Annotated in this window: 8 protein-coding genes; 5 read left to right on the forward strand and 3 right to left on the reverse strand. The window is 41.9% G+C overall.

Annotated elements, in window-relative coordinates; all coding sequences use genetic code 11:
• Positions 1-123: 123 nt before the first annotated feature.
• Together L1D50_RS15450 and sixA are read right to left on the reverse strand one after the other, a co-directional pair.
• Positions 124-2,427: a TonB-dependent receptor gene (locus L1D50_RS15450; protein ID WP_128728571.1), complete on the reverse strand. Its 2,304-nt coding sequence runs from the start codon at positions 2,425-2,427 to the stop codon at positions 124-126.
• A gap of 554 nt (positions 2,428-2,981) precedes the next feature.
• Positions 2,982-3,443: a phosphohistidine phosphatase SixA gene (gene sixA, locus L1D50_RS15455; protein WP_128728572.1), complete on the reverse strand. Its 462-nt coding sequence runs from the start codon at positions 3,441-3,443 to the stop codon at positions 2,982-2,984.
• Positions 3,444-3,729: 286 nt separating this feature from the next.
• Between sixA and L1D50_RS15460 the strand changes: the two genes are divergently transcribed.
• From L1D50_RS15460 to L1D50_RS15475, 4 genes are all read left to right on the forward strand, one after another.
• The gene (locus tag L1D50_RS15460; protein ID WP_239966355.1) at positions 3,730-6,399 is read left to right on the forward strand and encodes an insulinase family protein; all 2,670 of its coding nucleotides are present in this window, start codon (positions 3,730-3,732) and stop codon (positions 6,397-6,399) included.
• Positions 6,400-6,663: 264 nt separating this feature from the next.
• The gene (locus tag L1D50_RS15465) at positions 6,664-8,901 is read left to right on the forward strand and encodes a bifunctional diguanylate cyclase/phosphodiesterase (protein WP_128728574.1); all 2,238 of its coding nucleotides are present in this window, start codon (positions 6,664-6,666) and stop codon (positions 8,899-8,901) included.
• An 824-nt stretch (positions 8,902-9,725) separates the two neighbouring features.
• The gene (locus L1D50_RS15470; RefSeq protein ID WP_128728576.1) at positions 9,726-10,121 is read left to right on the forward strand and encodes an MmcQ/YjbR family DNA-binding protein; all 396 of its coding nucleotides are present in this window, start codon (positions 9,726-9,728) and stop codon (positions 10,119-10,121) included.
• Between the two features lie 146 nt (positions 10,122-10,267).
• Entirely contained in the window at positions 10,268-11,278 is a 1,011-nt protein-coding gene (locus tag L1D50_RS15475) for an ATP-dependent 6-phosphofructokinase (RefSeq protein ID WP_128728577.1), read from the forward strand.
• 58 nt (positions 11,279-11,336) lie between these two features.
• On the opposite strand, the gene nhaD is transcribed toward L1D50_RS15475, so the two are convergent.
• The gene (nhaD, locus tag L1D50_RS15480; RefSeq protein ID WP_128728578.1) at positions 11,337-12,785 is read right to left on the reverse strand and encodes a sodium:proton antiporter NhaD; all 1,449 of its coding nucleotides are present in this window, start codon (positions 12,783-12,785) and stop codon (positions 11,337-11,339) included.
• A gap of 146 nt (positions 12,786-12,931) precedes the next feature.
• Here nhaD and L1D50_RS15485 point away from each other — a divergent pair, with 146 nt between their 5' ends.
• The gene (locus L1D50_RS15485) at positions 12,932-13,621 is read left to right on the forward strand and encodes a 2OG-Fe(II) oxygenase family protein (RefSeq protein ID WP_128728579.1); all 690 of its coding nucleotides are present in this window, start codon (positions 12,932-12,934) and stop codon (positions 13,619-13,621) included.
• The last annotated feature ends 35 nt before the right edge of the window (positions 13,622-13,656 follow it).

Raw genomic sequence — 13,656 nt, forward strand, 5'->3', positions numbered from 1 at the left:
CTTCACAATATATCACTCGATAATTCCAAAAACCTGACATATCCACTCCTAACATAAAAATTTCATTAAAAAGCCCGCTTAACGCGGGCTTTAGTTACTCTATTATAATCACTGTAGCGTGAATTAGAAGAATTTCACTTTGAATTCAGCACCAATGAAGCGCGCTTCATTTAGCATACCGGTGTTGTTATTGAAGTCTACACCACCGATAACCACTTGCTCGTCAAATAGGTTACGAACAAAGGCTGACACTTCATATTCGTTATCGCCTTCAGACCACATATAACCAGCACGAAGGCCTGTTTCAAACAACGCTTCACCTTCAAACTCTACTGATTTGTATAAGAAGAAGTCTACTTCACTACGATAAGACATATCACCATAGACGAAGAACTCGCCATCTTCTAACTCTTTCGTATAGCGAAGTGTCGCGTTTGCAATCCACTCAGGTGCGTGAGGTAAGCTATTACCATCCAAAATTGCTCGCGCCTCAGGGCCATTAGTACCCTCAACCATATAAGTTGGATCAGTTACTGTACACTGCGCACAAACCGCTACAGCTAAGTTTTTATCTTCCAACTCGGTTTTGTTATAGCTTAGATTAAATGTTGCATTTAGCTCGTCTGTTAACACCCACTCGGTATCGAGTTCGAAGCCATAACCAGTTGTTTTATCAGTATTCACTAAGCGGTTGAAGTTTGAGCCACCACCTACAGCTGTTAGCTGCTGGTCATCCATTTGATAGTAAAATACCGTCGCGTTTACGCGGCCTTGGCCATCAAGTACATCAGATTTAATGCCCGCTTCGATTGAGTTGGTCGTTTCTGACTTAGCAACAGTCACTTCATCACCAAACAAAATACGACCTTGAACACTTGGTGCACGGAAACCGTTAGCAACGCGACCAAACAAGTTTACATCATCAGTTAGCTTGTAAGTGGCACTTAAATCCCAGCTTACGTGGCTATCGCTTGGGTTAGCGGTATCGTCAAGTACATCTGGAGAACCGTTCCAAGGTGTTGGGTTCTTAGTACGCTTGGCGTAAAACTCTTTCTCGTCGTCAGAATAACGCAAGCCAGCTGTTACTTTTAAATCATCAGATACGGTGTAATCAAAAGAACCAAATACTGCCCATGCTGATGTGTCTTGATCTTGGTAAGCATAACCATTTTGCACGCCATACTGTGCATATGCAGAATCATAACCATTAGTATTGAAGCTATAGCTTTCAATCATTAGGTCTTCTTCAAATAAGAAGACACCAACTTGGTAGTTGTAATCGCCAGAAAAGTTGCTTGATAAGCGCAGCTCTTGCGTGTACTGATTATGCTCAGGAATAACATCCGCAGTTTCTGAAGTAAATATGATCAAACCAGGGCCTGAAACACCTGCATCATTTGGACCGTAACCACCATCAACGTCTGCGCGTGAGTAGATTTCAGCACTTTCCCAAGCAGTGATTGACGTCACGGTATGCTCAGGTAAGTCCCACTCAAGTTTTAGGCTCAAACCTTGAGTTTCAACCTGTTGCGTCGAACGAGAGGCTGCATCGTGGTATACCACATCGTTATCATACAATGGGTTAATGTTATTTGTGCCTTTCTCGATCAGATTTGCGCGAAATGCAATTGGGCGACCATCTAAATCACGGTAGTGGTAATTCAATAAGCCGTTGAAGTCATCGCCTTCATATAAGAATTGAACACGAACGGCTTGCTCGCTGTAACCGCCTAACGAATCTTTTTTCTCAAAACCTGGCGCTTTTACATCGATATAATCTTCTTGTTCCTGCCACAAGGCAGAAATACGTGTTGAGATACGGTCGGTTACTGAGCCGCCTACCGCACCTTCAAAGTCCACTGCACCACGGCTACCATAAGAAACAGCAGCATAGCCATCAAATTCTTGACTTGGTCTAACAGTGTCAAATTTAACAAGACCTGCAGGTGTATTACGGCCAAATAGCGTGCCCTGAGGACCACGTAATACTTCAATACGTGCAATATCGAATACAGGGAAGCCTTTTAGAATTGGGTTTTCTTGAACCACTTCATCAACAACCAAAGATACAGGTTGTGACGCATTTAGATCGAAATCTGTGTTACCTAAACCACGTACGTAAAAACGTGGGAAAGTACGACCAAACGAAGATTCTACCGATAGACTTGGGATCTTCGCGTTCATAAAGCGAATGTCCATACCCGCTGAGCTATAAGCATTCAAGTTATCACCTTGAAGTGCAGAAACAGATACAGGTACTTCCTGCGCGTTTTCAACACGTTTACGAGCGGTGATTTGAATAACTTCCAATTGATTTTTTTTGGCTTGCTCTTCCTCAGCAAGTGAAGAAAATGAAGTACCTGCCACAGCAGAGAACAACGTAGCATTTATTAGGGTAGCTAACGTAGATCTTTTCATTGCTTTCATGTTGGTTTTCGACCTTTTAGTGCACTCTTTGTTCAACGGTTTAAAATTTGGGCGCCGTTTCACTAGGCGTGAACGTTCAATTTTTCGCGATTAAAATGTAAAAACGCGGACCTTACAGTCGAGAGTGCGATACAACTTTGTAAGGCTGAACGAGACGGCGGTAATTATAGCAGGTAAATTCTACTTTGCTTTATAAACCGAACTAAAAAATCAATTTTTTTGTAACTTTTAGCGACGTTAGCTGACAGTTTACGACATTTAGCAACAAAAAACACAAAAAAGCGGACAATTGTCCTTTAAACTTATGGCTATATAAGTTCCAAAAAACCAAATTTACCGATAACAGAACCATAACACAGTGGTCGAAACTGTGCTGGTTATCTGAACAATACGATTTGCGCCCAAACAAATGTACTGACTGTTCCGGTAATCATGATTGCGGTGCCAAGGCTATGACACCGGTGTAATGATAAAGTTCAAACAAAATTAAAAAGAGGACATTAGACCGATTAAAGGTAAGTTTTAGCCTTTCTACATTAAAATATGAGAAAAATTTAAGGTAATTGCATCGAAGTAAATTCCGCTCGGCCTGTTTGCTCATTGTACTCAATGATAGCGACAGCTGCGGTTGAAAAAATAGGCATAGTATCGGGACATAAGCGGTCAACTAGATAACTTACGACAGGCATATGTGCCACTAAAATCCAGGTTTGGTGTTCAGGATGCAAAGAAATAAGCGTTTCTAAATAATCAATGGCTGTGTGTGCTGAGCCACTCGGCACGATATCTGCGCAGGTTTCAACCAATTGGGGAGCTTGTACAGCAAGCACTTGCTCGGCCGTTTGCTGCGCTCTGGTAAACGGACTTATTAATGCCGCATCTATCTCAAAGTACTGTTTCAACCATTGACCCATATCCTTGGCTTGTTGTAACCCCAGCTCAGTTAAGTTTCTACTCGCATCATCGGCCTGCATTGGCTCAGCTTCACCATGACGCATTATCAAGATAGTCTTCATACTGTTCAGCACCTTCTGTTTATATCACCCAGCATATATTTATCTCATGAACAATGAGATCCGCATTTAAGCTATTGTCGCTAATGGCCTTTCCCTTTTATGCCGCTCACAACAGAGGATCTTATGCTTACTGACTACTCATATATGCAATTCGATATTATTTTCTTCTAAACCGGTAGCTATCTCACTGGTTTGTTCGCTATATTAAAACAAATGAAGGATTAACACGAAATGAAATTCTAATTACCTTCAGTTATCTTTTAACTAATCTATCGGCAGCAGCATATTGAAACTGAGTAATAATGATAATCGGCAGTACCAATTACTAACACTGGACAATGGTCTTAGAATCTTATTGATTAATGACGATTCAACCGCCAAGTGCGCCGTATCATTAACCGTTAACGTTGGTCACTTTGACGATCCTGAAAATCGCCAAGGTATGGCGCACTTTTTGGAACATATGCTGTTTCTTGGTACCGTTGAACACCCCGATTCTGGCGGGTTTTCGCAGTTTATTAGTCAATATGGTGGCCAGAGTAACGCCTGGACTGGCACCGAGCACTCAAGCTATTATTTTGACTGTGACGCCGAACGATTAGATGAAGCGCTAGAACGCTTTAGCCAGTTTTTTGTATCTCCACTGCTGAACGAAAGCGATACCGAAAAAGAACGCGAAGCCATTGATGCCGAGTTTAAAATGAAAATCAAAGATGATGGCCGTCGCATTTACCAAGTTCACAAAGAAACCATCAATCCTAAGCATCCTTTTGCCAAGTTTTCTGTTGGTACGCGCGACACTCTCGCGGATCGTAATGGCAATATAGCCAGTGAACTACGCGCATTTTTTAATAAGTATTATAAAGCTCAGTGGATGACTCTTGTTGTTGCCGGACCACAACCTTTGACAACCTTGGAATCCTACAGTTTACCGTTTGCGAAAATAATTGGTACTAAAGAGGAAAAGCCCACGATACAAGCCCCAATGTATCGTGAATGCGACTTACAATTAGAGTTAAAGATCAAACCCCGAAAGCATATGCAAAAGCTTATTGTCAGTTTTGCTATGCCCAACCCTACAGACTTATACCGTCATAAAAGTGTGAGCTTTTTAGCCCATTTGTTGGGGTATGAAGGTAAAGGCTCGCTGTACTCTATCCTCAAATCACAAGGTTGGATCAATGCACTATCGGCTGGTGGTGGGATCACAGGTAGTAATTTCAGAGACTTTAACATCAGTTTTGCACTGACCGATGAAGGGATTGAATACTATGAAGACATAGTGGAAATGCTCTTTGAGTACTTGGCGCTAATTAAGCAGAACACCGCAGCGCTGCCACGTCTTTACCAAGATAAAAGTACATTATTGAATATCGCGTTCGATAACCAAGAAGTCGGCCGAATGTTGGACTGGGTAAATTCAATCAGCGTTAATATGCACCACTATGAGGAAGAAGATTTTCTCTATGGTGATTATCGCATGGATGGCTTTTCACAAGAGCAGCACGAAAAACTACTGATGCATCTGTGCCCTACCAATATGCGCCTCGTGCTTATCCACCCTAATGCAGAGGTAAATAAAAAGGCCAAGTGGTACAACACGCCATACAGTGTCTCACCGATAGCAAAGGACTGGATTGAGTCGCTCTATAATGTGCATATGCCTTTACCACAAATGTCGCTACCACTAATTAATCCATACCTTAGTGCGAAAAATCCACTCCACGATGTAGAGAGCGATCAAGATACGCCGATCCGACTTGCTGATCAGCCAGGGTTTGAGTTTTGGTTTAAGCAGGACTTAACTTTTAGAGTCACCAAAGGGCATTTTTATCTCGAAATAGACTCTGCCCCATCCGTTACTAGTCACAAGCATATGGCACTCTCCCGTCTATTTGCCGATCTATTTATGGATGCAGTCGCAGAACGTTTTTATAGCGCAGAACTAGCAGGTCTTAGTTATCACATAAATTCTCACCAAGGGGGTCTAACATTACATACTGCTGGACTTACTGGTAACCAAATCACCTTAGTTTTAGAGCTGGTCGAGGCGCTATTGAATCAACCAATTCATGCTGCTCGTTTTGCCGAATATAAGAAGCAACTTATTCGCCACTGGAGAAGTCACAATAAAAATAAGCCAGTTAGCGAACTATTTAGCCGGCTGGGGGCACATTTGATGCCATGGAACCCAAGCCCTGAAGATTTAGCCAGTGCACTTAAAAGTGCCAGTTTTAATGAATTTCAGCTATTTCGAAAGCAGTTCTTTTCAGCAATCCACGTCAAAGCCTTTATGCATGGTAACTGGCAACTAAAACATGCTGAAAAATTAAAAACATCAGTCCACGGGCTGTTTTCAAGCAGCGAAATTTTAGAAGATTTAAAGCGCCCCTTAAACGAGTTAACTAGACTGACTGAACAACACATCGAACGCGAAGGCAGTGATCATGCCTTTATTGAATATTTTCAATCACGCACCGATTCCGTTAAAGAAAAAGTCACCATGATGGCGATTAATAATCTTATTAATCAAGATTACTTCGAACAATTGAGGACCAAAGAGCAACTTGGTTACTTAGTTGGCGCGGGGTATGCACCATTCAATACGCGTGCGGGAATTGCTTTTTACATTCAATCGCCCAACTTTGATAGTGAATACCTACTAACTAGACATAATGCATTTCTGAAGTGTTTCGCTAAGCAATTGCGTCAATTGGATGAGTCTGACTGGCAACGTTCAAAAGAAAGCTTATTACTACATATTTCTGAGAGAGACAAAAACCTAAGACTTAGAGCACAACGGTTGTGGATCTCAATTACCAATGACTTTCACCAGTTTGATATGCAACAAAGGTTAATCCAAGCTTTGACCAATTTAGAATTGGAGGACATGATTACCTATATAGATAAGATGCTAGAGCCAAGTGCTCCGCGATTGATTTTAAAGTGTAATTAGCAGTTCTAGTGTAAGCAAGGGACGCTTATCGCACTTTCACTTACTATCAAGGCTTTTTTCACTTAGCACACAGACCTCAGGCTTTATTTGAGCTTAGTAAATATTCAGCGTTACTTGTTAGTACAATGAATTTCATCCTAAACTTTGCTTCACTATTGTAAAAAGCCTGAATTAACCTGAATTTCCCCTTAATCAACGTTTTCCTTTTGACTACAACACTAGCTTGATTTAGATTAAAGGTTGCAGTTATGAATTACGCACTTTATGAGCCTAAAAATAAAAACAATAACAATCAACACTCTACTTTTATCACTGATTTCGTACTCGTCGTACGCCAGTGACGTGAGTGTGTTAACTGCAGCCCAGCTCGCTTGGTTTGTGCCATGTGTTATTGCTCTACTTAGCATCCCCTACTTAATCTGGTCAAACCATCAACTTAAGAAGTCTACATTTCAACTTAAGCACTCAGAACAACGATTTAAAAGCACCATTGAAGGCAGTGGCGATACGCTTTGGGATTGGAATATTCAATCAGGAGAAATTGTACGGATCAATGACAAGTACGGTATGAACTCCGCAAAGCCCGGCAGCATCATACCCAACCAGCATAGGATCCACCCACAAGACTTATTAATCGTCGAAAAACTGATGAAGCAGCATTTCGCAGAAAAAACCCCTTTTTTTGAAGCGAGCTACCGAATTAAAGATGAACTAGGTCAGTATCACTGGGTGTTAGACAGAGGTAAAATTATTGAGAAAGACGCCAATCTCAACCCTCTGAGAATGACAGGCACAGTTCGCGATATCAGCCACTTTAAGAGCACTGAGGAGAGGTTAAACCTGTTTGCGAAATGTGTAGAGTCGCTCACTGACGCAATTGCAATTTACGATAAGCACTATAATCTAGTTGATCTAAATCCAAGCTACTTGAAACTATTTGGTGGTCAACGGGAACATTATCTGAATAAACATTTCAATTTACCAGGCTATGATCAAAAGTTTGTCGCTCAAGTAAAAGCCCAACTTAAGCAAACTGAACACTGGCAAGAAGAGTTAAAACTACGAAATGCAGCCGATGTACTCTTGCCAATTGAAATAACCATAGATGAAATTAAAAATAACCATGGCCAGATCAGCAACTATGTAGTTGTTTATTCTGATTTAACCGAGCGTAAAAAAGCGGAATCTCAACTCCACAATTTGTCGAATCGCGACCGTACAACAGGTCTTCCCAATCGCAACTTATTCTTCACTAATCTACAAAAACTATCTCAGCAGGGCACTCACCATGCTTTACTTGTTTTTGATTTAGATAACTTTAAAAAAATCAACGACTCATTAGGACATCAGCTTGGTGATACTCTGCTTGCAAAACTCGCAATGCGACTGAATAAGCTCGCCCGCCAACAAGATACTTTTTATCGCCTAGGTGGTGATGAGTTTGCGCTGGTTATTTCTGGCACCAATGATATTCACACCATTACACGAACAGCAAAACAGTTTTTGGCTGCGATTGCGACACCTTTTAAAATTGCCAATCATGAGTTAGTGATCACCTCGTCTGTAGGAATTGTGCTTTGCCCTGAAGATGGTAAATCACCTGAAAGTTTACTAAAAAATGCAGATACAGCGATGTATCATGCGAAACAAAAAGGCAATCACTACTTGTTCTTCAATGACTCGATGAACGAACAAGCGGTAAAGCGTTTACAAATAGAAAACCTGATGCGTTATGGCCTCAAAGAAGATCACTTTGTCGTCTACTATCAGCCAAAAATGAATATTAAAACCGGTGAACTGGTTGGTATGGAAGCACTCGTCCGTTTCATTACCCCGAAAAAAGGGGTGATAAGTCCAGGTGTGTTTATTCCTATCGCGGAAGAAACTGGGCAGATCATCGAAATTGGTGAAGTCGTTTTAGACAAAGCATGCCGCGATGTTAAACATTGGATTGATAAAGGGCTGTTTAATGGCAGAGTTGCGGTGAATTTATCAGCAAAACAGTTTAGCCTGCCAGATCTCACAACTCGGATCGATATCATCTTGCAAAAAAATCAACTTCCCTCTTATTTTCTTGAATTAGAAATCACGGAAGGAACAGTAATGGACGATCCAAAAGAAGCAATTTCGATAATGCGCTCGCTTAGTGCGAGGGGAATACATTTAGCCATGGATGACTTTGGCACCGGCTATTCCTCGCTGGCTTATCTCAAGCAATTTCCACTGAATACACTTAAGGTAGACAAGGCATTTATCGACGATATGAACAATGAACGTGGTAGAAACATGGTAGACTCCATCGTTACTATTGCGCACAACTTAGACCTTCACGTTGTTGCTGAAGGTGTTGAAAATGAAGAACAACTTAATATTTTAGAGCAACTGAATTGCCAAACGGTTCAGGGCTACTACTACTCAAAACCGCTATCAAGCAGTGAATTTGAACAGTTCTTGAAACAACATGCTCCGAGCGAGAAACCAAACCTTCAACTCGTACAGTAGCCCTATTTCATTTAACCTAGCTCCATTTACGCTTTCCAACTAACTAAATTCGCGCAACGACGCATCCAAGCTCTACGGTAGTGCACCCGAAAAAGAATAAGCGCCGCAGGGCCCGTAATTAATGCTAAGCTCAGCCAGCGCTTTCTAGGCATTCCAGTCCAGAGGGTTTGAAGATAAATTACCACAGCACAGACCAAGGATATGATTGTAAAAGCCACTGATACTCCTGAAGTTTTTCATCTATCAAGTAAACCAAGGGCTTTTCTCCTTGGCGCAGAAACATCGCATTTCGATACTATTTACTAATGCGGCCGACGAGTCTACACAACGTTCAATATTTAATCAATACAGAAATTATTGTTGCATATTTTTGTATTATTTAATTTAATAGCGGACTGTTTAGAGGTATAGCATTACGTAAGGAGTGCTATTCCATAACTTTCCCTGATTAGGGAAACAGAGACAAGTGGGGAAATTTTTACGGTCAACTAGCAATGATTTCCTAGCTTAGTCCACTTAGGTTATGAGAGTGTTTTTAGCATAATTTGTGAAGCCAGCTTAGTCCTTAACTGGAAATTAAAAGTTAGCTTTTCTAATATTGTAGACGACTGAAATTTTGGTGCTTTTACACACTGTATTTATTTTAATCGTCAACTGTGAGTTAAACCGATACAAATCGGTCAGTTATTCAATAATTGTCTGCGTTATAACGCCATAGTATAGACTTTCTGATAGTTTTTACTGATAGACGATTACAGTATTATCACAAGAGCTGCTAAACTTACTCTCATGTAGTATTAACTGTTACTTCAAGGACACGGGCTATGGATCAGAAAAGCGTACATGAATATTTGCAGGCCAAGCCTGCTACCTTTATCACTAAGCCTTTTGCGCAAGACGTAGATGTGTACAAAGTTCAGCATAAAATGTTTGCAACTCTAACTGAGGGGAAGGAGGGGCAAATAGATGAAAATGGTGAACCTGTTTGGTGGTTAAATGTAAAATGCGACCCTGACGAAGCATTGTTACTTAGAGACAAGTATTCATCTGTTGTGCCTGGTTATCACATGAATAAGCGGCTTTGGAATACAGTCATCTTGGATGGCACTATTCCAGAAGACGAAATAAAGAAAATGATCGATGATTCTTATCAAATCGTCGTAGATAACCTACCGACCGCACAACGTGAAGAACTTGCTAGCAAGATCACGCAACGTTAATTAAAACGGCATTTAGGTAAAGCTAAATGCCGTTTTACCTTTCTATCTCCCTACACTTATTGGCTATCTTTAATGTCGATCAACTTGTCTTAAAGTTACTCTGGTAGTATACAAAAAGAATAACCAAGTAACGTTAGAGTGACGACATGACAAAACGGATAGCAGTACTGACAAGTGGCGGGGACGCGCCGGGTATGAACTCGGCAATTCGGGCTATCACGTTAAGTGCCCTAAGTTCCGGATTTCAATGCTTTGGTTTTTTTCATGGTTATAATGGTCTAATTAACCAAGAATATACTGAGCTCAATACTGATTCTGTCACAGATATCACCCAACTTGGTGGCACAATTCTAAAAAGTGCCCGCTGCCCTGCGATGCTAGGACCCTCAGGCGTCCTTCAAGCCGCAAACGCACTTAGAAAACTCCATATTGACGTACTTATTGTGATTGGTGGTGATGGCTCACTTAAAGGATTGCAAGTATTAGCAGAGCACTGGCAAGGTCAACTAGTCGGTATTCCCGCTACTATAGATAACGACCTCTCGGGATGTGACAACACCATTGGTTTTTCCACCGCCATCAATACTGCGACTTCTGCAATAGATAAAATCCGCGATACTGCAAATGCCTTTGAGCGGGTCTTTATCACCGAGGTAATGGGTCGTCATAACGGACATATCGCTTACCATGTAGGCATAGCGACAGGCGCTGAGGCTATCATTTCATTTGAAAACTGCACGGCAGAGAATACCTCTCAGGTCTTAGCTCATCTCAAAAATGCCATAAAGCATCAACATCAACACGGTAGCTTTTTGATTATACTAGCGGAAAATTTATGGCCAGGTGGCGCTCAAGCGCTTCAAACAGAGTTAAATAACAATGCCGATATCAATTGCGCACTTTGCGTGTTAGGCCATATTCAACGAGGCGGCGCACCATCTGTTGAAGATAGAATGCTCGCAACGGAATTAGGGGTAGCTGCTGTGGAAGTGATTAATGGTAACATCAAAGCAAACACTGATGTTGCGACGCCCGTTATGGTGGGAAAAATACATGGTGCAATTGTAGTTACTGAAGTCGAGAAAGTGCTAAATATGGAAAAGCCAGTATCACAGGAATGGGTACAACGATATCAACACTACCTCGCCGAGCGATAAATGCAGTGAGAGTGAAACACATATTTATTATTCACTCTCACTACGTCTTACCTAAGCGCTAGCCAAACACACTAAAAGCAGATTCGTTGAGCCACAGGTGACATAAAATACTCGCGATATAACCAAGCAAGATCACAGGTGCCCATTTTAGGTGCCCCATAAAAGTATAATAGCCTCTAGCCTGACCCATGAGTGCTACCCCAGCCGCCGAGCCAATAGAGAGTAAACTCCCTCCTACCCCTGCTGTGAGCGTGATCAACAACCAATGGCCGTGTGACATTTCAGGTTGCATCGACAGCACAGCAAACATTACAGGAATGTTATCGATCACAGCGGAGATAACCCCTAAGAATACGTTAGCATAGGTTGCAGACCATTCACCGTATAATATCTCTGACATTAAACTTAAATAGCCGAGAAACCCCAAACCGCCAACACACATAACGATACCGTAGAAAAATAATAAGGTATCCCACTCAGCGCGTGAAACTTTGCTAAAGACATCGAATGGCACAACACTTCCTAGCTTCTCGAGACGCTCTTGATCCCCTTCTCTTTCCGCCATCGCTCGCTTTCGTGCTAATGACCCCGGTAACGTCATTCTCAGGAAGTAACCAAAAAACTGTAGGTAACCGAGGCCCATCATCATGCCAAGTACCGGTGGTAAATGCAGCAAACTGTGTGAAAGCACAGCAGTTGCAACAGTCAATAGGAACAAAGTTAAAATTCTTAAAGCACCGCGCTTAAGCTCTACTCTTTCGTAAACTGCACTGGGCTTTCTATCCGCCACAAAATAACTCATTACGACTGCTGGTACGATGTAATTAACCAGTGAAGGAACAAAAAGCGCTAAGAACTCACTGAAATGTACCATACCGGCTTGCCATACCATCAAAGTGGTAATGTCACCAAAGGGGCTGAATGCTCCACCAGCATTGGCAGCTATCACGATATTGATACAGCTTAAATTGATAAACTCTTTGTCACCTTCAGCTACCTTCATCACCACGGCACACATTAGCAAGGCTGTGGTTAGATTGTCTGCAATTGGAGAGATAAAAAAGGATAAGAACCCAGTGATCCAAAAGAGATTCTTATAACTAAAACCCTTTTGGATCATCCATGCTCGTAGCGCATCAAAAAGGCGGCGCTCCTCAAGCGCGTTGATATAAGTCATCGCAACCAGCAAGAACAACATCAACTCCGCAAATTCTAACAAATTGTGCCGAAATGCGTGCTCGGTAACATCAGGTTGTCCCTGATTAACGTAATACGCCCCAATCATGAGCCAAATGATGCCTGCCGCCACAAGCACTGGCTTTGATTTTCGCATATGGAGTTTTTCTTCAAGCATTACAAGTGCGTATGCTAAAACGAAGACAACAATACAAACCAAACCGAGTGTCGAGCTAGTAAGATCTAAGGTGCCTTGAGCCGCCAAGGCTGGTGATGGGATCACGGATATGACCCATGCGCAACAGAATAGCAGTAGTCCATTGATTTTCATTTTTTTGCCTATCGATGAGTGCAGAGGGATGGCATTTCAGCCAAACTCACTTTAGCATAGATAAAAAATAATCAGCATTGGACTGAAGTCTAAGGCATCCTGTTTACAGTAGTACAAACAGGCTCATACATCAGCAGTAGGTATTTATGCTTCAACTTTCGCAGCAACAACAAACAGAATTACAGCAAAAATTGAGCAACGAAGGCTTTGCACGGATTGAAAATATTCTAGACGATACAAACGCTCAACAACTACATGAGTGCCTCTGTAATCTAGACTACCAGCTCGCACTGTTTCATAACGGGACAGCAAAATCAGTCAAGGACAGTGATATTCTTGCCTTAACACCACAAGAGCAGCAAGCCTTGCTTGAAGATATACATAGTTATGCTTCGCGTGGTGTTGGTTTTATGTATGGCCGCCATTCCATAGCATCCTCAAGCCCTGAGACTCTGCAAAGGCTCTACAGTGATCTCAACAGTAACGCTATACAGTCGTGCTTTTCAGCAATTTCTAGCCAGAATATTATCCGTACCTCAGCCCAAGCAACGCGCTTTATAGGTGGCCAGTATTTAACGCGACATAATGATATTGTAGAAGCTGAGGGCCGGGTTTATGCCTATGTACTCAGCCTAAGCAAAAGTTGGCACCCTGACTGGGGCGGGCTACTGCAGTTTTTTGAACCCGATGGCACACCCACTAAAAGTTATGCACCTAAGTTTAATTCACTGGTGGTTTTCGATGTGAGTAAAATTCATTCTGTGACTTACGTCGCGCCATTTGCAAAAGCGCCGCGACTCTCTGTCACGGGATGGTTTAGAACAATAGACATATAGGCGTTCGTTGAGCTTACGTATCTATTGTTCTAGAT

It is taken from the genome of Pseudoalteromonas sp. Isolate6 (assembly GCF_022398435.1).
Lineage (GTDB): Bacteria > Pseudomonadota > Gammaproteobacteria > Enterobacterales > Alteromonadaceae > Pseudoalteromonas > Pseudoalteromonas galatheae.

Bases quoted from the DNA above. Each gene is read 5' to 3' on its own strand.
- L1D50_RS15465 (WP_128728574.1), top strand. From the start codon at position 6,664: ATGAGCCTAAAAATAAAAACAATAACAATCAACACTCTACTTTTATCA.
- sixA (WP_128728572.1), bottom strand. From the start codon at position 3,443: ATGAAGACTATCTTGATAATGCGTCATGGTGAAGCTGAGCCAATGCAG.
- L1D50_RS15470 (WP_128728576.1), top strand. From the start codon at position 9,726: ATGGATCAGAAAAGCGTACATGAATATTTGCAGGCCAAGCCTGCTACC.
- nhaD (WP_128728578.1), bottom strand. From the start codon at position 12,785: ATGAAAATCAATGGACTACTGCTATTCTGTTGCGCATGGGTCATATCC.
- L1D50_RS15475 (WP_128728577.1), top strand. From the start codon at position 10,268: ATGACAAAACGGATAGCAGTACTGACAAGTGGCGGGGACGCGCCGGGT.
- L1D50_RS15450 (WP_128728571.1), bottom strand. From the start codon at position 2,427: ATGAAAGCAATGAAAAGATCTACGTTAGCTACCCTAATAAATGCTACG.
- L1D50_RS15485 (WP_128728579.1), top strand. From the start codon at position 12,932: ATGCTTCAACTTTCGCAGCAACAACAAACAGAATTACAGCAAAAATTG.